18 protein-coding genes are annotated in these 17740 nt (G+C 64.2%); 15 read left to right on the top strand and 3 right to left on the bottom strand.

The window, feature by feature from the left end:
• Nucleotides 1-54 precede the first annotated feature (54 nt).
• The 8 genes from AB433_RS13040 (at nucleotide 55) to AB433_RS20580 (ending at nucleotide 8395) form a co-directional block, all read left to right on the top strand.
• Nucleotides 55-1974, top strand: a complete 1920-nt coding sequence (locus AB433_RS13040; protein ID WP_053059159.1) for a TonB-dependent receptor domain-containing protein — start codon at nucleotides 55-57, stop codon at nucleotides 1972-1974.
• 86 nt (nucleotides 1975-2060) lie between these two features.
• Nucleotides 2061-2846 (top strand): S1/P1 nuclease, encoded by a 786-nt coding sequence (locus AB433_RS13035; protein ID WP_053059284.1) that lies wholly within the window; start codon nucleotides 2061-2063, stop codon nucleotides 2844-2846.
• 86 nt (nucleotides 2847-2932) lie between these two features.
• Complete coding sequence (locus tag AB433_RS13030) at nucleotides 2933-3301, top strand: PilZ domain-containing protein (RefSeq protein WP_047821560.1); 369 nt, start codon at nucleotides 2933-2935, stop codon at nucleotides 3299-3301.
• A 144-nt stretch (nucleotides 3302-3445) separates the two neighbouring features.
• Nucleotides 3446-3802, top strand: a complete 357-nt coding sequence (locus AB433_RS13025; protein ID WP_047821557.1) for a hypothetical protein — start codon at nucleotides 3446-3448, stop codon at nucleotides 3800-3802.
• Nucleotides 3803-3917: 115 nt separating this feature from the next.
• Nucleotides 3918-6023, top strand: coding sequence for an ATP-binding protein (locus AB433_RS19570; protein ID WP_053059158.1), 2106 nt, complete (start codon nucleotides 3918-3920; stop codon nucleotides 6021-6023).
• Nucleotides 6023-6388 (top strand): response regulator, encoded by a 366-nt coding sequence (locus AB433_RS13015; protein ID WP_047821555.1) that lies wholly within the window; start codon nucleotides 6023-6025, stop codon nucleotides 6386-6388. Before AB433_RS19570 ends, AB433_RS13015 begins: the two co-directional genes overlap by 1 nt.
• A gap of 19 nt (nucleotides 6389-6407) precedes the next feature.
• Nucleotides 6408-8243, top strand: a complete 1836-nt coding sequence (locus AB433_RS13010) for a glycosyltransferase (RefSeq protein ID WP_047821554.1) — start codon at nucleotides 6408-6410, stop codon at nucleotides 8241-8243.
• Nucleotides 8240-8395 carry a hypothetical protein gene (locus AB433_RS20580; RefSeq protein ID WP_156170814.1) on the top strand — a complete coding sequence of 52 codons (156 nt, stop codon included), beginning with the start codon at nucleotides 8240-8242 and terminating at the stop codon, nucleotides 8393-8395. The genes AB433_RS13010 and AB433_RS20580 overlap by 4 nt, the downstream gene beginning before the upstream one ends.
• Here the strand turns inward: AB433_RS20580 and AB433_RS13005 are convergent.
• From AB433_RS13005 to AB433_RS12995, 3 genes are read right to left on the bottom strand one after another with little or no spacing between them, the layout of a single operon-like run.
• Nucleotides 8381-8800, bottom strand: coding sequence for an ATP-binding protein (locus AB433_RS13005; protein ID WP_047821552.1), 420 nt, complete (start codon nucleotides 8798-8800; stop codon nucleotides 8381-8383). The genes AB433_RS20580 and AB433_RS13005 overlap by 15 nt on opposite strands.
• Nucleotides 8784-9101 carry an STAS domain-containing protein gene (locus tag AB433_RS13000; protein ID WP_047821549.1) on the bottom strand — a complete coding sequence of 106 codons (318 nt, stop codon included), beginning with the start codon at nucleotides 9099-9101 and terminating at the stop codon, nucleotides 8784-8786. The genes AB433_RS13005 and AB433_RS13000 overlap by 17 nt, the downstream gene beginning before the upstream one ends.
• Nucleotides 9098-10315: a PP2C family protein-serine/threonine phosphatase gene (locus tag AB433_RS12995; protein ID WP_053059157.1), complete on the bottom strand. Its 1218-nt coding sequence runs from the start codon at nucleotides 10313-10315 to the stop codon at nucleotides 9098-9100. The genes AB433_RS13000 and AB433_RS12995 overlap by 4 nt, the downstream gene beginning before the upstream one ends.
• 121 nt (nucleotides 10316-10436) lie before the next feature.
• Between AB433_RS12995 and bcsS the strand changes: the two genes are divergently transcribed.
• The 7 genes from bcsS to AB433_RS12960 all read left to right on the top strand — a co-directional run bounded on the left by bcsS (nucleotide 10437) and on the right by AB433_RS12960 (nucleotide 17705).
• Complete coding sequence (gene bcsS / locus AB433_RS12990; protein ID WP_047821547.1) at nucleotides 10437-11153, top strand: cellulose biosynthesis protein BcsS; 717 nt, start codon at nucleotides 10437-10439, stop codon at nucleotides 11151-11153.
• Between the two features lie 19 nt (nucleotides 11154-11172).
• The gene (locus AB433_RS12985) at nucleotides 11173-11475 is read left to right on the top strand and encodes an Hpt domain-containing protein (RefSeq protein WP_047821545.1); all 303 of its coding nucleotides are present in this window, start codon (nucleotides 11173-11175) and stop codon (nucleotides 11473-11475) included.
• Nucleotides 11476-11490: 15 nt separating this feature from the next.
• Nucleotides 11491-12132, top strand: coding sequence for an SEL1-like repeat protein (locus AB433_RS12980; protein ID WP_047821542.1), 642 nt, complete (start codon nucleotides 11491-11493; stop codon nucleotides 12130-12132).
• A gap of 88 nt (nucleotides 12133-12220) precedes the next feature.
• Nucleotides 12221-12907 (top strand): response regulator transcription factor, encoded by a 687-nt coding sequence (locus tag AB433_RS12975; RefSeq protein WP_047821540.1) that lies wholly within the window; start codon nucleotides 12221-12223, stop codon nucleotides 12905-12907.
• Entirely contained in the window at nucleotides 12897-14255 is a 1359-nt protein-coding gene (locus tag AB433_RS12970; RefSeq protein ID WP_047821539.1) for a sensor histidine kinase, read from the top strand. Before AB433_RS12975 ends, AB433_RS12970 begins: the two co-directional genes overlap by 11 nt.
• On the top strand, nucleotides 14252-14809 hold the full coding sequence (locus tag AB433_RS12965) for a hypothetical protein (RefSeq protein WP_156170812.1): 558 nt from the start codon (nucleotides 14252-14254) through the stop codon (nucleotides 14807-14809). Before AB433_RS12970 ends, AB433_RS12965 begins: the two co-directional genes overlap by 4 nt.
• 40 nt (nucleotides 14810-14849) lie before the next feature.
• Nucleotides 14850-17705, top strand: coding sequence for a CHAT domain-containing tetratricopeptide repeat protein (locus AB433_RS12960; RefSeq protein WP_047821535.1), 2856 nt, complete (start codon nucleotides 14850-14852; stop codon nucleotides 17703-17705).
• Nucleotides 17706-17740: the final 35 nt, after the last annotated feature.

The raw sequence follows: 17740 nt of genomic DNA, 5'->3' as shown, positions 1-17740 counted from the left end.
ACCCCGTGAATAAGACGGGTTAGTACCGACATCGACCAGATCCGCATTGCCGGTATGCTCGATGCCGGTCGTCATCAGCTGAAGTTCGGTGCAGAGTTGAACCGCGCATCGTTGAACAACCTTTATGTCTTCAATGCGACGGGTACATTAGTTTTCAGCAATGTCGACGATCTCCGTAACGGGATTATTTCGGCAGGCACCGACCCCAACGGCAACACCTCGACGCTGCCCGGCAATGTCATCTCCGGCGTTACCGCGGGCGCCTTTGCCAGTTACACGCCGACGGGCGACGTCACGACCGCGGCCGCGGCGTTCAAGCGCGACATCTGGTCGATCTTCTTGCAAGACGAGTTTGCGGCAAGCGATGTCCTGACCCTGACGGGCGGTGTCCGCGTCGACTGGTATGACACCAACAAGCACCCCGGCCTGAACCCGAATTTCGTTGAGCGTTACGGTTTTCCCAACACGACCAGTTTCAGCAATCTCGATCCGGTCGTGATGCCGCGCCTTGCCGCGACCTACGACCTGAACGATTTTTCGGTCTTCAGTCGCGCACAGTTGCGTGCAGGTGTCGGCGTATTTTCGGGCGGCGATCCGCTGGTCTGGTTTGGCAATGCCTACCAGAACAATGGCGCGGCCTATGGCCAGACGACCAGTGTTGACCCGGCCTGCGCAGGCGAAGACCTGAGCGTGTTGGACGGCGGTCAGTTCACCGGCATCCCGCAGTGCGTGCTCGACTCCGCCGCGGCGCAGGGCGCTGACGGACTTGGCGATACGCAGTCCATCGATCCCGACCTGAAAATGCCGACGGTCATTCGCGCCAACCTCGGTTTCGCGGCGGATATCGATTTCGCGCCCAGCGGCCTGTTCAGTGGTTGGCACCTCAACGCCGACTATATCTACAGCCGGTATCGCAATCCGCTGTCGGTGGTCGACCTGTCGCAGACGGTTCGTGAAAGCCGTGGCCTGAACGGTTACACGATCGACGGCCGTCCGATCTATGCCGCGATCGACCCGACTGCCCCGGGATGCGACGCGGTTCTGGTCGACGCGGCCAGCGTGGAATGGAGCGGGGTTACCTCGGCCTGTTTCAGCACGCGCCGCGATGACGAGATCATGTTGACGAACGCGGGTGCTTATTCCAGCCAGATCGCGTCGTTCATACTGTCGCGCCATAGCGAAGGCGGTCTGTTCACGTCGGGCGGTTCGGTCGATTTTAGCCTTGGCTACGCCTATACCGACAGCCACGATCGCCGGAACATGTACAACTCGACCGCAACGTCGAACTACGACTATGTCGCGGCTTTCGATCGGCAGAATCCCGATGTTTCGCGTGGTTTCTACGGTAGCCGCCACAACATCAGCGTCAGCACGTCGTTCAAGGAAGTGTTCTTTGACGATCTCGCAACGCGCCTGAACGTGTCGTTCGTCGCCAGTTCGGGCCGCCCCTACAGCCTGACGTTTACGGGTGGAGGCGTATTCAACGACTCGTCATCGGGTAATGACAACGCGCTGCTGTACATTCCGAGCGGGATCGATGATCCGAACATTGCACCTACCTCCGATGCCGAAGCTGTCGCTGCCCTCTATGACTTCACGCAGGGTCTTGGTTGCGCGAAGAAATATGCTGGGTCCACGATCGCTCGGAACACCTGCGAAAACGACTGGTACTTCGATGTTGACCTCTCGTTCTCTCAGGAACTGCCGGGACCGGGGCGTTTCTTCGGGCGTGACGACAAGTTCAAGCTCTATGCAATGTTCGACAACTTCCTGAACTTTGTGGACAAGGACTGGAACATCAGCCGACGTCGCCAGTTCGCGGGTTTCCAGGACATGGCGAACCTTGGTGGGATCGACAGTGAGGGTCGCTACATCATCACCGGGTTCAACGCGACCGGCTTTGAAGGCGATAACGAGATCAAGACAACGGCCTCGGTATGGCGTCTGAAGGTCGGCATCAGCTACGACTTCTGATCCAGCCGGTAGGCCAAAAGCATACGGCGGCGTCCCTTGGGCGTCGCCGTTTGTGTTTTTGCCGCTCTCAGCGCACAAGGATGTTTATGAAACTGCTCAAGATTGTCGCTGCCGTTGCCGTGCTTGCCACTTCGCCCGCCCATGCGTGGGGGCCGACCGGGCATCGGATCGTCGGCCAGATCGCGGCGGACAATATCAGCGGGAAGACGCAGGCCGAAATCGCCATGATCCTGCCAAAGGGCGAGACTCTGGCAGAGGTCTCGACATGGCCCGACGAACAGCGGTCGGACCCGGACGAGTACTGGCAGAAGACCGCCACGCCGTGGCACTGGGTCACGGTTCCGCCAGGTAAGACGTGGGCCGAAGTCGGTGCCCCGCCGGAAGGCGATGCGATGAGCGCGCTGACGGCATTTACGAAGACCTTGCGCGATCCCGCCGCGTCGCAGGAAGACAGGGCGCTGGCCCTGCGCTTCATCGTGCATATCGTGGGCGATTTGCACCAGCCATTGCATAACGGGCGCGGCGACGACCGTGGCGGCAATAATTTCAAGGTCGAATGGTTCGGCAAGGCGACCAACCTCCACTCGGTCTGGGATCGCGAATTGCTGGCGGGCAACGAACTGTCGTTTACCGAATATACCGACCGGCTGGAGGCGCATCTGAAGCCCGAGCAGACCATCGCCTGGTGGACCGCCGATCCCAAGGTCTGGATGGCCGAAAGCATCGCGCTGCGCGACCGGATCTATCCGGAAGAGCAGGGGGCGCAGCTGGGCTATTCCTACCAGTGGACGTGGCGCCCTGCGGCAGAGCAGCGCCTGACGCAGGCGGGCGTGCGGCTGGCGGCCTATCTCGACATGGTTTTCGGCGAGTAACGATTTGCGAAAAATACCTGGGGTCGCAGCAACCCGATATTAACCAGCACCGGCGACAATGGCTGATCTCAAAAGAGGGTCAGCCAATGTCGCGTCGTACCAACGCACGCCTCGATTCGGACCGGCAGGTCGAATGCCGCGTCGACGGTCGGGCGTTTCATGCCGTTCTTTATAACGTATCCGTCACCGGGTGCATGATCGAGATGCCGCTCAACCGCGTCTCTATGGACGATCGCGTGCACATGAAGGCGGAAGGCAACATCCGCATTTCCGGCATCGTGATATGGCAGAACGAACGCAACGCAGGCGTCCGCTTTGATCAGCCTTTGCACGAGGCGGTGGTGCGGTTCCTTGGCTATGACCCGGTGCAGAATGCCGGGCTTTTCCCGACCGATCGGTTCGGTCGGCCCTTGCCGAAACTGCGCAAGTCCGAACGGCCGTTCGCTCGCAACTGATCCGGCGGGCCGATGGCTGCGCGCAGCGAATAGAACGCCTTCATTGCCAAAACATCGGCAGCTTGCGCTGTGCGCAGGCGTTGGTTTTGCGCGCCTTGTGGACGGCCAGACGATCCATGACAAATAAAGCCTTCTGCCCAAGCTATGCTGTCGATCTTGATGGCTACGCATGGGGCGTTCGCGGCGAAGTCGGCTTTACAGCCGGGGTGGGACTGCTTCTTTGTCGAACCCTGGGCCAGCCTGGAATATCGGGAAACCGACATTGCTGAATTCAAGGCGTTGGGTGCTGAGGTGGACTTTGCCGTCGACAAGCGGGATTCTGACGGTCGCGCCGAATTGAGCCTCGACCTCGACGCCGGTAACGGCGTCTCCGGCTTCTTTGCCGGGACCGCCGATTTCGGCGACGACTACAAGTCATGGTGTCTGCGCGGCGGCATCAGCTTCCGCTTCCTTTCTCCTTGCTTTCCTGCACCTGCGATAAGGGCCGTTCCCGATCTCTGATAACAGGTAAATTCATCAACGATTTACGCGAATCGCACTATAATGCCGGGTGAAAGGTGGACGGGCTTTTCCGCGCCCGGTGGCAGCGGACCGTGCCGTGTGATCGTCGTTGAGATTGCAGTCATTCAGCCGGCGCGAAATCGCGGCCTGGCTTGCCGTCATCCTGATCGCGCCCATAGCGCTGGTGTCCGTATTCGTCCTCGTCTCTTCAGAGTTCGAGCGCGATGCCGACCTGTCGCGCCTTGTCCAACGATCATCCGCGACGCGCGGCGACATCGCCGAACTGCTTTCGATCCATCAGGATCTTGAGACGGGGCAGCGCGGCTATCTGCTGACAGACAACGCGACGTTTCTTGAACCCTATTCGGATGCGCGCAGCCGGTTGGACGGCATGTTCCTGAAGGTCGAGGATAGCGTCGGCACTTCGCCCGAACTGGAACGGTTGAAGACGCTGTCGCATCAAAAGCTCGCCTTCGTGGATCGGACCATTGGGTTGGCCCGCAACGGGCAAGGGGCGCAAGCCATCGACATGGTGTCGGACGGACGCGGCATGGCGCTGATGGACGGCATTCGCGACCAGATTGCGGCGATAGAGGCTGCCGAAGCACGGCGCATGGCGGACCGGACCGAAACGGCGGAGGCCTCGCGTACCGCGGTACGGCGGATCGTCTTCGCGCTGTTCGCCGGGCTGGCGATCCTGCTGCTGACTGCCGTGATGACCAGCCTGCGCGCGACCGGATCGCGCAACGCCGCCACGCGCCGTTATCGCGATATCAGCGCCCGGCAAGAGGCGATTTTCGAGAACGCGCAGGACGGAATCGTCACGATCAATCCGTCAGGATCGATAGAGAGCGCCAATCGCGCGGTGGCCGAGATGACGGGCTATGACCCGCAGGACCTGCTCCGCCGCGATATTGGCCTGTTGTTCGAAGTCGCACCCGACGAAGGCCGGGGTGAAAACTTTGTGCGGCGACTCGCTCGCCAGCGCCGCGAAGGGCGCGGCGGCACGATCGAACTGTGGGGCCGCCGCGCCGACGGCTCGCGCTTTCCCTGCGATGTCGCAGTCAGCTCAGTGCCGTTGGAGAGCGGGCCGATCTACGTCGCCATCGTCCGCGACACGACAGAGCGTAAGCGGGTGGACCAGATGAAGAGCGAGTTCGTCTCGACCGTCAGCCACGAATTGCGCACGCCGCTGACCTCTATCGCAGGGTCGCTTGGCCTGTTGTCGGGCGGGGCGGCGGGCAGTCTGCCGGACAAGGCGGCGCGGCTGATCCAGATCGCGCGCGGCAATTGCGAGCGGCTGGTCCGCCTGATCAACGACATTCTCGATATGGAAAAGATCGAGTCCGGCAAGATGGAGATGCGGCTGGAGCCGATGGCGCTCGGCCCGTTTCTGGAGCAGGTCGTGCAGGACAACCAGGGCTATGCCGATGCGCATGGCGTGGCGTTGGAGCTTGCGCCCGTGTCGCCCAACGCATCGGTTATGGGGGATCGGGACCGGCTGATGCAGGTGCTGACGAACCTGGTCTCCAATGCCGTGAAGTTCAGCGCCAAGGGGCAGACGGTGCGGATCGTCGTGACCCCGCTGGACCGGCGCTGGCGTATAGACGTGATCGACGAAGGCAGCGGCATTCCCGAAGCTTTCCGCCCCCGCATCTTCGGCAAATTCGCGCAGGCCGATGGTGCCGACAGCCGACAGAAGGGCGGCACCGGTCTTGGCCTTTCCATCGTCAAGGAAATCGTCATCCGCCACGGCGGCGCGGTGTCGTTCACCTCGGCAGAGGGGGAGGGCACCACCTTCCACACCGACCTGCCCGCGCACGGTTGGACCGCGCGGCCCTATGCCCCGCGCACCGGCGCGCCGCGCGTTTTGCATGTAGAGGACGATCCCGATGTCCTCTCTCTGGTCGCCGATTCCTTGCAGGATCGCTATGCGGTGGAAACCGTTCAGACCCTCGCGGGCGCACGGGCCGCGCTGGCGGAAAGGCATTACGATATCGTCATCCTCGACTACGCCCTGCCCGACGGCAGCGGCAAGGACCTGATCCCGACATTGAATGGACGACGCACGCCCATCGTGGTGTTCACCGCGCAGGATGACGGCCAGTCCTCCGCTCCGCCGGTCGACGCGGTGCTGGTGAAATCGCGCGCGAGTCTCGTCACGCTGGTCGATACGCTCGACCGTCGCATCGCCGAACAGATCGCGGCTGGAGACGTGTGATGGCCAAGGTGCTTTACGTCGATGACGAGGCGGACATTCGTGAGATTGCATGCCTGTCGCTGGAACTGGACCCGTCGCTGAAGGTGCGCGATTGCGCGTCGGGCGCAGAGGGGATCACGGTTGCGACGACGTGGCAGCCCGACCTGATCCTGCTGGACGTGATGATGCCCGGCATGGATGGGCCGACGACGCTGGTGCACTTGCGCGACGCACCCGAAACAGCGGCGATCCCGGTGGTGTTCATCACCGCGCGGGTGCAGCCGGGGGAGAGCGACAAGTATCTCGCGCTGGGCGCGGTGGGCGTTTTGGCCAAACCGTTCGACCCGATGACGCTGGCAGAGCAAGTCGCCGCGTTCCTGCCATGACCGACCGGATTTTCGTTTAATGTCAGAATACTATTTCAAGCGGTTCGAGGATCGCGTACCCCCACCGCCGCTGGAACATTCGCGCCCGGTGGAAATCGCCTGGCAGGTCATGGCGCTCTGCTCGCTGATCGCGGGGGCGATCTATATCCACTGGCGCTGGACCGCGTCGCTGAACCCCGATGCGCTGTGGTTCGCGATCCCGCTCGCGCTAGCGGAGACTTGTGCCTACCTCGGCCTTGTCCTGTTCACTGCCAACCTCTGGAAAGTCAGCGACTATCCGCGCCGACCCGCCCCGGCGACGATCAACGAATGCCTGCAGGAGGAAGAAGGCGCGGACCGTCCGATCTCGGTGGACGTGTTCATTGCGACTTATAACGAGGATGAGGAAATCGTCCGCCTGTCGATCCGCGACGCGATGGCGATGACCTATCCGCACCCGATCGACATCAAGGTCCACGTTCTGGACGATGGCAGCCGCCCGTTGATGGCGGAAGTCGCGCGGGAAGAGGGCGCGAACTACATCACCCGCGAAGGCAACGCCGGGTTCAAGGCAGGAAACCTGCGCAATGCGATGGAGCGGACAAGCGCCGATTTCCTGGTCATCTGCGACGCCGATACGCGCCCGTTCCCGACCATGCTGGAAAACACGCTGGGCTATTTCCGCGATCCCGACGTCGCCATCGTCCAGACGCCGCAGTGGTTCTACGACCTGCCAGAAGGCGAACGCTTGCGTGATGTCTGGGGCCGCAAGGCGGGCGCGGTCGGCCGCGGCTTGGGCGGCGCGATTGAGGCGGTGTTTGGCGAGATACGCATCGGCGAAGACCCCTTCGCCAACGATCCGGCCTTGTTTTATGACGTCATCCAGCGCCGCCGCAATGGCACGAACGCGGCGTTCTGCTGCGGGGCGGCATCGGTCCATCGGCGAGAGGCGGTTATGTTCGTTGCCTTGCGCGCCTATGCCGACGCCATCGAAGGCGCATCGAGAGAGAAACGCACCGCCAGCGACAAATTGCTCCGGCGGCGCGACGCGCGCGATCCGCTGGCCCGGTGGCAGGCCGCGCAAGAGCAGGAACTGACGCCGTACAAGTTCCACGTGTCGGAGGACATCTACTCGACCATCGTCCTCCACCGCGATACCGACCGCAACTGGAAGACGGTGCTGCACCCGCAAGTGGAATCGCGGATGCTCTCGCCGCAGGACCTGCTGAGCTGGACCATTCAGCGCTTCAAGTACGCGGGCGGCAGCCTCGACATCTTCTTCCATGACAATCCGGTGCTGAAACCCGGCCTCTCGCTGGGGCAGCGGGTCATGTATCTGGCGACGTTCTGGTCCTATTTCGCGGCGCTGTGGAACGTGGTGTTCCTGATCGCGCCGGTGATCTACCTGTTCACCGCGATCCCGCCGATCGCGGCCTATACCGGCGACTTCTTCGGCCATGCGCTGCCGTTCCTGGTGCTGAACGAACTGGCCTTCATGCTAGGCACTTGGGGGCTGTCGGGGTTCAAGGGCAAGGTGACGTACCTGTCCAGTTTCCCTATCTCGCTGGGCGCTTTGTGGGCCGTGGCGCGCGGCAAGAAGATCAGTTTTCCGGTCACGCCAAAGCTGCGGCAGGACGGCAATTTCATTCGCCTCGTCTGGCCGCAGGTCGCGGTTATGATCGTGACGCTTGCCGCCATCGCATGGGCGGCGGGCGCGCTGGCGATGGGGGTCGCGGGCTATAGCCTTGGCGGGTTGATCGTGAACGGGCTTTGGGGCCTGAATAACATTCTCGCCATGTCGGTGATGGTGCGCGCCGCGTTCTGGAAGCCGCCAGAGGAGCGGGAGCCGGCGTTGGAAGGGGCGGTACCGGCATGAAGTTTTCGGAAAAACTGCGGCGCGGTCGGGCTCACCTGCTGATCGTGGCGGTGATGATCTTGACCGCTGTCGTCGTGGTGAACCTTGAGGATAAGGCGCTGACCAGCGAGGTCGGGCATCATCCCGAGCATGTGGAGCTACCCGGGCAATAGCCGCTTGGTCAGGGTCAACGTGTTGACGCCGCCCTCGCTGTCATAGGCAACGCTATCGACGCATTGGTGCATGATCATCATCCCGCGCCCGCTCTCGGCAAGAGGGTCGGGCGCGGCGGCATCGGATATGAAGAGGTCCGCCGGAGCGGGCGGGCCGCCGTCGGTCAGCACCAATGTGGCGGTCTCGTCGGTCAGATCGACCGAAAGCCCGATCTTGTCCGCCGCACCTGCTAACCCGTGCTGCACGATGTTGTTCGCCGCCTCGACCAGCGCGAGGTCCAGTTCCATCGCTGCGCCTTCGTCGATCCCGGCGGCAAGGCAGCGGTCGCGCAAAAAATCCGACAACGCGCGCACGGCCAACAGCGTGGCCGGGACGCTTATCTGCGGGTCAGCCGCGAAGGGCATCCCGCGCTTCGTCTTCCGATCCGCAGATCGCGAACAGGGTGTCCAGCCGGGTCAGCTGCAACAACTTCAGCACCGCCGGACCGGCCCCGATCACCGCGATGCGCCCGTCGCCGCCCATCCGCTTTAACAGAGAGACCAGCACGCCAAGCCCGGTGGAATCCATGAACTGCACCGCCGACAGGTCCAGCAATACGCGCCGTTCGCCTTGCGCGACGCGGGTGGTCACCTCGTCCTTGAAAGCGGGGGCGATGGCGGCGTCTAGGCGGGGGTGCTCTACGCGGATCAGGTTGGGATCGCTCATGCCAAAGGCCTATCGCCCAGATCGGGTTCGATGACCAGCAGCGAAATATCGTCCGCCAGCAATGGGTTCGCATCGCGCAAGGACAACGTCAGTTCGACCATTCTGCCGATGCTGTCGATGGGCTTCCCCCGGCATTCGGTCAGGATACGGCCAATACCCTCGGTCCGCAATTCGCGCCCACCCCGATCGCGGCAATCGGACAGGCCGTCCGAATAGAGCGCCAGCCTCGCTCCCGGTCCGAATGCGAAGCCTGTGGGCGTGTAGGTGCTGTCCGTGAACCAGCCGAGCGGGAAGCCGCCTTCGACCTCGACCGTATATTGCCGTTCGCCATCGAACAGGATCGCGGCAGGATGCCCGGCGCGGACCAGCCAGCCTTCGCCGGCTGCCGGATCGACCAGGCCAGCCAACACGGTGGCGTAAATCTCGCTCTCGGTCTCGAGGATTTCGCGGTTCAGGCTGGCCAGCGCGGCGGCCAGTTCGTCCGGCCCGGTCGGGCGCATCTGTTTCAACCGGTGGTGAAAGTGAAAGCTGTCGAGACTGGCCTGAACCCCGTGGCCCTGCACGTCGATCACGAAGAAAAGCGTACGCCCGTTCCCCACGTTCGACGCCCCGATGGAATCGCCGCCCAGCGACGCGGCGGGTTTGTAGACATGCGCGGCCCGCACCCCCGGCAACCGCTCTTGCCGGGGCAAGAGCCGTTCGTGCAGGCTGGCCGCCGCGTCGATGTCGTCCTGCAAGCTCGCCAGCGCATCGCGCATCGCGTCGTGCGCGCTGGCCAGTTCGGCATTGCGGTCCTGAATCAGGCGGTGGAGATGTACCGCGCGCCGCGCGCTTGCCACCGCCAGCATCAATTGCAGCGGATCGACCGGCTTATAGAGAAAATCATCGACCCCGGCATCGACCGCGGCGCGGATCACGTCTTCGTCCCCGCGCGCGGTCATCATCACGATATGCAACGGCGTATCGGCCCGGTCGCGCCCACGGATCGCGGCGACAAGGTCCAGCCCGTCGCGCCCCGGCATCTGGTAATCGGTGACGACCATGTCGACCCCTGCCGCCACCGTGGCCAGCGCGGCGTCGAAGTCGGTCGTGGTCTCGGCATGGCAACCCAGCCTTTCCAGCTCCAGCGCGACATAGTCCGCCATCATCGCATCGTCGTCGACCACCAGTACGCGCAGGACATCGCCAGCGGCAGGCAAGATTTTCGCGTCCATCGCGTTTGCCGTTAGGGGAACGTCCATCTTGTTGTATATAGAGCGGGACTGTGCGCTGCGGGAAGAGCCAAGGCGTGTAAAGTGTTGAGCCGCGTGCTCTTTTCAATGGGATTTCCACCAGATGCGTTTTCGTGTTTCGCATGGCCTTGCCGCCCTGTTGGCCGGTGCCGCGTGCCTTGGGTTTTCGGGCGCCGCGATGGCGCAGGAAACGCCCGATGACGGGGTTGTCTATGCGGGTGCGACGGTTGGCGACGGGTACAACGCCTATGCAGGTGCGGTCGTGGCGTTGCCGGGCGCATCGTTGGGCAATGGGCTGGCGATTCGCGGCGGCGTGTCGGTGGGTGAATATCGCTATGACAGCGAAGGCGCGCGGATAGAGGCGGAATACAAGGCCGCGGAACTGGCGTTGGTCCATCAGTCGTCGGGCGCGTGGGGCTGGGCCAATTTCTCGGTCGGTCCGCGCGTGACGGATACCGATACCGACCCGACCGACCCCGGCAACAAGCGTGAGGGGACCCGCTTTGACGCGGCGGTAACGACCGATGGTGCGGCGGGCAACAACTGGCGGTTGGGCTGGTTCGGGTCCTACGCCTTGGGGGACGAGGCCTATTATGCGCAGCTGCGCTTCGGCCCGCTGCTCGATGCCTCGTCGCAAACGCGCGTCGGCGTGGAAGGCAGCCTTCAGGGTGATGAGACCTATGACAGGCACGCCTACGGCCTCTTCGCCTCGACCGCGATCGCGCGCAACATGGAACTCCGCCTGTCGGGCGGCATCGGCAAGACCGACGGCAGCGACAGCGACGGCTATGCCGCCATCGCGATCAGCCGCCTGTTCTGACCCGCTGGCTGTAACGCAGATGAGCGATTTCGAGGGCCGGCTTGCCGCCCTTCGCGCACGGTTCCGGGACAGATTGATCGAAGAGCGCGACTGGTTCGGGTGCTTTGCTGCCGGCGGCGCTGCCGCCGATGCAGAGGCGGCGCGAGACCGTAGCCACAAGCTGTGCGGAATTGCGGGCAGCATGGGCTATGGCGCGGTTTCCGATGCGGCGCGCGCGCTGGAGCAGGTCTTGATGGACGATGCGGCCCGGTCGGACGTGGCGGGGCGAAGGGCTGATCTTCTCGCGACGCTGAACGCTGCGTTGGCAGACGGTACCGATTAGGGTCTGAACCCGACCATGAATGCCGATCTTGCGGCATTCGAAATGGAACTAACAAAACCTGTCAGTGGTGCAATTTCCGCGCTTGACGATGCTTGCCCCGGATCGAATTCGGGGGTTCCCACGATGCAGCATATCGGCATTATCGCACGGCGTTTGGCGCATATCGCGCTGATGCCGGCGGCGTTTGCGGCCATGCCGGTCGCTGCGCAAGGCGGCAGCGCGGACTTGCGCGGCGCGATCTCTACCCCCGAACCGCGAAATGGCAATGTCGCCGCCCTGACCAAGGCCTGCGATGCATGGATCGGCATCGCCTGCGCCAATCTCGGCCTCTATTTCTCACAAGGGCCGGACGAATACCGCCATCCGGCGGTCGCGCGCATATTCATCCGAAATGGATGCGATGCCTACGTCGCCAAGGCCTGCTTCGCTTATGGGGTCATGCACAAGATTGGGATCGGCGGCCCGGAGAGCGAAAAACGGGCCCCATCCCTGGCCGGCCACGCCTGTGAACCGGGCGAGCGCAAGGCCTGCATGACCCTCGCCCAAATCGCCAGTTCCAGCGATGTGGGCAGCGCCGCCGGCTTTACGCCGGATCGTGCAAGGGAGCATGCCTGTCGCTTGGGGGAGCGGCAGGCATGCAACCGGGGCGAGAGCTGAATGCAGTTTCCCGGCATGAAGCCTCGCCCCCTCTTCCATCGGTTGCGCTTCGGCGGCTAAGCCCCGGTTCGACGGTATCGAGGGGCGAATGGCTGGGCTCTACATCCTGTGCATAGAGGACGAGGCCGACATGGCCGGGCGCATCGGCGATGTCGTGCGAGATGCGGGGCACCGTTTCGCGTGGGAAAGCAGCGCGGCGGACGGGTTGCGCCGGGCCGGAGAGACGGCGTTCGATGTCGTCGTGCTCGACCGGATGCTGGATGGTGAGGACGGTTTGCAAATTCTGTCCCGCCTGCGCGAAAGCGGGGTCGATACGCCCGTTTTGATGCTGAGTGCGCTGGGCCGCTCGACCGACCGGACAGAGGGGCTGGAAGCAGGCGCGGACGACTATCTGGCGAAACCGTTCGAGGGCGGCGAACTGCTGGCGCGGATCAACGCGCTGCACCGCCGCGCATCGGGCCGCACGCATAGCGCGGTGATCCTGTTCGGTGCGTTTGAGTGCCATGTCAAAGCGCGCACCGCGTTTCGCGAGAACAAGCATCTGGCGCTGAGCCCCGGCGAGTTCGATCTGTTCCGCTACCTGATGGAAAACGCGGGCGAAGTCGTGACACGAGAGATGCTGCTGCGCGATGTGTGGGGCATGAATTTCGATCCGCAGACCAATGTGGTCGACGTGAAGATCGCACGTCTGCGGCGTAAACTGGAGGATGGTTTCGGCTCGCCGGCGCTGGAGACGATCTGGGGTTCTGGATACCGCCTGATGGATGGGCGCTGACGCCTTGCGCGCTAAGGGCTCCATCTTTTCCCGCATCGTCTGGGTCAGCATCGGCGCCTCGATACTGCTGATCGCCGGGCTTTGGCTGGTGACTGACCTGACCATCCGATCCACGCTGGAAGACAGCGCGCGCAAGGCGGTCGATGTCGATCTGGCGGGACTGGTCGATATTCACGCCAGCGGCGATACCGATGAACTGGTTCGGCGGATCGGCGACCGGCTGAGCCTGCGGCCTTCCGAAGGGGGCACCCCGCACTACCTGTTGTTAGGCGATGGGGACCGGCTGGCAGGCGACATTCCGGCATGGCCCGCGCTCGATGCAGCGGTTTCGGAGAGCGGCACGATTCGCATCGGCGAGGGCACGCGCGCCTATGCCCGCGCGACCCAGCTTGGGCCGGACCTGCGTCTGCTGGTCGCGCGCGAGACGGACGAGGCGGAGGCGCTGCGGGCACGGGTGCGGGTAGTCTTCATCGTCGGCGGCGCGGCGTTCGTGGCGCTTGTTGCGTTCTTTGGGCAATTGTCGGCGGGGCGGTTGCAGCGGCGGATCGCGCAGGTGAACCTTGCCCTGCGCGATACGGCGGAGAACCGGGGCGGGCTGCCCACCACGGAGCGCCACGGTGACGAGATTGACGATCTGGCGCATGACAGTGCGGCGGTGATCGGGCGGGTGCAGAACCTCTTGACCGCGCATCGTGATACGACCGACCGGTTGGCGCACGAAATCCGCACGCCCTTGATGCACCTCGACGCGCGGCTGGCCAAGGCGCTGGATGCGGGGCCGAGCGACGATGTGTCGCGCCGTCTGGTGGAGGCGCGGGAGGAAATTCGCAGGTTGGTCGGCGTGCTGGAATCATTGCTCGACATCGCGTGGAGCAAGGCGCGCGAGGGCGATCATGCGGGTCTGAAGCCGGTGGACCTGTCGCAAGTCGTGTCGCGGATGTGCGAGCTCTACACCGATAGCGCGGAAGACCTCGGCCTGCATTTCGGAACCGCGATCAGCCCCGGCGTCGTGCTTGATGGCGAGGAACCGCATCTGGCGCGGCTGCTCACCAACCTGCTCGACAACGCACTGAAATACGTGCCGGAGGGCGGGACGATCCGGGTGACATTGACGCCCGGGCCGGTTCTGATCGTAGAGGACGACGGACCGGGCGTGCCCGAGGCGGATCAGGAGGCGATTTTCGAGCGGTTCCATCGGGCGCGTGGTGCAAGCCAAGGGGGCGAGCGGCCCGGTGCGGGGCTGGGGCTGGCGCTGGCCCGCGCGATTGCGGAACGGCACGGACTGACGCTGGAATACCGCGCCAAGGACAAGGGGGCGTGTTTCGTGGTCGAGAGGAAGCGGGCATGAGGGTGGCGGTTCTGACGGCGCTGGCGACTTTGGCGGGATGCGCGACAGTCGAAACTGCGCCGGTTGCGACAACGCCTGCCGATCCGGCGCAGGATATTGCCGCGTTGCTGGTGGAAACCGAAGCGGCCTATCGCGAAGGGCAGACCGAAACGCTGGGTACAAAGCTGGCCGAACTCGGCGCGCTGGGCGTGAAGCCCATCGACGACACCGGCGAAGCCACGCTTGCCGAATGGAGCGCGCGGGCTACGCTATCGCCCCATGCGTGGCGCGGGCGGGTGCTCGGCCCCGGTTTTCTGACCGGCACACTGCCCGCGCGTGGCACCCGCACGATCGAACAGACCTTCCTTTCGGGCCGCAAGGCCGCTGTCGCGGTGCAATCGCCCGACGGTCGCCCGGTCGGCATCCGCATCACCGACGATGACGACGAACCGCTGTGCAAGCAGGAGGCGGAGAAGGTGTCCTGCCGCTGGGTACCTCTCTACACGCATCGCCACCGGATCGAGATTTATAATCCCGGTCGGGAAAACGTGCGCTTCTATCTTGTGATCGACTGACGATCCCGCCACGAAAAGGGCCGGACATCGGGGGGTTTTGATGCGCAAGTTCTTGTTGCTGGCTGCTGCTGCTGCGGCGGTGGGGGCCGTGCCGGCCATGGCGCAGGCACAGGATGCGGTGGAGCAAGTTGCGGCAGGAGCGCCTGCTGCGCTGAAACAGGCGGCGGAAGCCATCGATCCGCTGGCCCAGGCGGCAGAGGCGGAGGCGGCTTGGCAAGCCTATCTGATGGCGCTGGAGGCGTCCGGCGGCGCGGTGGAGGAACAGGCCCACGCCCTCAACCGCATGGGCGACACGCGTTATTATCAGCAGGATATGCAGGGCGCATTGGCCGCTTCGCTGGAGGCGATGAAGCGCCTTGAGGCCGCCGGGCTGACCGATGGCGAGGCGATGGCCGATACGCTGGCCAACAGCGCGGTGTTCTATGGCGCGACCGGCGCGCCGGAGCGGCAATTGCCGTTGCAGGAACGCGCGCTGGCAATCCGCGTCAAACTGTATGGCGCGGACCCTGCCGGGCTGGAACCCGATGCGGCCAAGGCATTGGGCCTGGGCTATCTCAATTATTCGCACGCTCTTTACGAAGCGGGCCGCTTTGCCGAGGCGGCGGATCATGTCGGCCCGTCGATCACCGGGCTGGTCGATGGCGGGTTGTCGGATGCGACGCTGTTCGTCGCGTTTTCCAGCGGGGCCAACATGCTGGTCGATGCGGGACGGTTGGTAGAGGCGCTGAACCTTGCCCAGCGCGGGGTGACGATGGCCAACCGGCTCTTGCCGGAGGGGCATCCTTTCATGGGTTTCGCGCAGGCAACTTTGGCGAAAGTCCTGTTGAAAGCGGGCCGCTATGAGGAAGCTGAGGAACCTGCTCGCACCGCACTGGATATCATGACCGCCACGCTGGGGTCGGACCATCCGAACACGATGGTCGCGCTCCACAATCTAGGCGTGATCAGCGCGCGGCTGGGCCATTATGATGAGGCGATCGCGCTGATGCTGGCGCGTCAGGCAAAGCTGGGTGAAGTGGACGCGGGCGAGACGGTGAACTCGTTCCTCTCCGCCTCCAACGCCGCGCACGAAGCGGGGCGGGCGGATCAGGCAATGGACCTTGCACGGCAGGCGGTTGCCGTGGCCGACACGCTGGCGATGGACGACCGCAAGGCCATCGGCGGCTATGTCGCGCTGGCCGATCGGCAGGAAGAGGCTGGCAATTTCGCGGGCGCGCTGGCGACCTTGCAGATCGTCATCGACCGGTTCGCGGCGATGGACGAAGCGGTGCCGCCTGCGACCGAGATCCAGCGCGGATTGCTTCAGATCGAGGCGGGCGAAGGCAAGGCAGGCTGGCAGCGGGTCGAACAGGCGCACGGGCGGCTGGTCGCGCAGATGGTCGGCGATGCGCAGAGCTTCGAACTCGGCGCCGATCTCGACATTTTTTACGAGCCGGTGATGCAACTGGCTCAGGCGGCGATGCTAAGCGACCGCGCCGACGATGCCTTGCGGGCCTTCGAACTCGCCAGTTGGGGCGCGAATGCGCGAGCGAAACAGTACCTCACGCTGCGCGCGTCTTTCGGGCAGGATGCGCAATCCGCCGCGCTGGTCGAAACGCTGGAAAAAGGTAGCGCGCGGCTGCGCCTGCTGAACCGCGAACGCGCCGCGATGCTGGTTGCGCAGCGTAGCGACGAGGCGGAGGCGCATCGCGTCGAGATCGAACGCTTGCAGGTGGAAGTCGACGAGGCGCGCAAGGCGCTGGCCATCGTGCGCCCCGACTTTGCACAGGCGTTGGAGCCGCAGGCGATCACGGTCGCGGACCTGCAGGCACGGATGACGGCGGACGAGGCTTTGCTGATCGCCATGCCCTCTCGCCATCAGACGTTCAGCATGGTGATCACCGCTGATGGCGTGGCGATGGGGCATACCGATGGCGGCAGGCCCATTGTCCGTCCGCTGGTGTCGCGGTTGCGCGATGCGCTGGACGGACCGGCGGCGCTAACGCGGGAATTCCCGGTCGATGCTGCGAAGGAATTGCACGACCTGATCCTGCCGATGCAGGTCAGGCAGGCATTGTCGGGCAAGGCCCGCGTCGCCGTGGTGACGAGCGATGCCTTGTCGCGCATTCCCTTTGCGATTCTGGCTGGGCCTGACGACGATTGGCTGGTCCGCCACCATGCCTTTTCGACCGCGCTGACGCCGTCTGCCGCGTTCGAACGATCAAGCCCCAATGCGACTAATGGGCGCTTTATCGGCGTCGGCGCTCCGCAACTGGGCGATGGCGAGAGGACCGATGCCTATCGCGGCACCGCGCTTGAACTTGCCGACATTCGCGACTTGCCCGCCTTGCCGCAGGCGGAGCGCGAAGTGGCGCTGGTGGCCGAGGCGAGTGGTGCGAAAGAGCGCGTGATCCTGACCGGGGCGGAGGCCAGCGAGCCGCGTATCCGCGCTGCCAGCCAGCGACCCGCCGACGTGATCCTGTTCGCCACCCACGGCTTGACCGCCGGCGAGATCGGCGGCCTGCGCGAACCCGCGCTGGTCCTGACCCCGCCGGGAAGCGTGACGCAAGCCGAAGACGACGGGTTCCTGCTCGCCAGCGAGATTGCCGGGCTGGGCCTGGCGGCGGATATTGTCATCCTGTCCGCCTGCAACAGTGCGGCGGGGCGCGATGTCACCGCGCCTGCCTATACCGGACTGGCCAATGCGTTTCTCGCTTCGGGCAGCCGGTCGCTGATGCTCTCTCACTGGCGCGTTCGTGACGATGCGGCGGCGCGGTTGACGGCGGCGACGATGACTGGCCTGAGTGGGGACGGCGACTATGCCCGCGCATTGCAACGGGCGCAGCTGGACATGATGGCAGGCAAGGATCACGCGCATCCCGCGTTCTGGGCGCCTTTCGTAATCATCGGCGATTGATCGCGGGAAGCCCCACCCCCGATCAGCACCCCAGA

The organism is Croceicoccus naphthovorans, from assembly GCF_001028705.1.
Classification (GTDB): domain Bacteria; phylum Pseudomonadota; class Alphaproteobacteria; order Sphingomonadales; family Sphingomonadaceae; genus Croceicoccus; species Croceicoccus naphthovorans.
The sequence above is the reverse complement of the archived record's forward strand: the minus strand, read 5'-3'. Positions and strand labels throughout refer to the sequence as shown.

Excerpts from the sequence above, each read along its gene's own strand:
- AB433_RS13040 (WP_053059159.1), top strand. The coding sequence starts at position 55 with ATGCTCGATGCCGGTCGTCATCAGCTGAAGTTCGGTGCAGAGTTGAAC.
- AB433_RS13035 (WP_053059284.1), top strand. The coding sequence starts at position 2,061 with ATGAAACTGCTCAAGATTGTCGCTGCCGTTGCCGTGCTTGCCACTTCG.
- AB433_RS13030 (WP_047821560.1), top strand. The coding sequence starts at position 2,933 with ATGTCGCGTCGTACCAACGCACGCCTCGATTCGGACCGGCAGGTCGAA.
- AB433_RS13025 (WP_047821557.1), top strand. The coding sequence starts at position 3,446 with ATGCTGTCGATCTTGATGGCTACGCATGGGGCGTTCGCGGCGAAGTCG.
- AB433_RS13015 (WP_047821555.1), top strand. The coding sequence starts at position 6,023 with ATGGCCAAGGTGCTTTACGTCGATGACGAGGCGGACATTCGTGAGATT.
- AB433_RS13010 (WP_047821554.1), top strand. The coding sequence starts at position 6,408 with ATGTCAGAATACTATTTCAAGCGGTTCGAGGATCGCGTACCCCCACCG.
- AB433_RS20580 (WP_156170814.1), top strand. The coding sequence starts at position 8,240 with ATGAAGTTTTCGGAAAAACTGCGGCGCGGTCGGGCTCACCTGCTGATC.
- AB433_RS13005 (WP_047821552.1), bottom strand. The coding sequence starts at position 8,800 with ATGCCCTTCGCGGCTGACCCGCAGATAAGCGTCCCGGCCACGCTGTTG.
- AB433_RS13000 (WP_047821549.1), bottom strand. The coding sequence starts at position 9,101 with ATGAGCGATCCCAACCTGATCCGCGTAGAGCACCCCCGCCTAGACGCC.
- AB433_RS12995 (WP_053059157.1), bottom strand. The coding sequence starts at position 10,315 with ATGGACGCGAAAATCTTGCCTGCCGCTGGCGATGTCCTGCGCGTACTG.
- bcsS (WP_047821547.1), top strand. The coding sequence starts at position 10,437 with ATGCGTTTTCGTGTTTCGCATGGCCTTGCCGCCCTGTTGGCCGGTGCC.
- AB433_RS12985 (WP_047821545.1), top strand. The coding sequence starts at position 11,173 with ATGAGCGATTTCGAGGGCCGGCTTGCCGCCCTTCGCGCACGGTTCCGG.
- AB433_RS12980 (WP_047821542.1), top strand. The coding sequence starts at position 11,491 with ATGAATGCCGATCTTGCGGCATTCGAAATGGAACTAACAAAACCTGTC.
- AB433_RS12975 (WP_047821540.1), top strand. The coding sequence starts at position 12,221 with ATGGCTGGGCTCTACATCCTGTGCATAGAGGACGAGGCCGACATGGCC.
- AB433_RS12970 (WP_047821539.1), top strand. The coding sequence starts at position 12,897 with ATGGGCGCTGACGCCTTGCGCGCTAAGGGCTCCATCTTTTCCCGCATC.
- AB433_RS12965 (WP_156170812.1), top strand. The coding sequence starts at position 14,252 with ATGAGGGTGGCGGTTCTGACGGCGCTGGCGACTTTGGCGGGATGCGCG.
- AB433_RS12960 (WP_047821535.1), top strand. The coding sequence starts at position 14,850 with ATGCGCAAGTTCTTGTTGCTGGCTGCTGCTGCTGCGGCGGTGGGGGCC.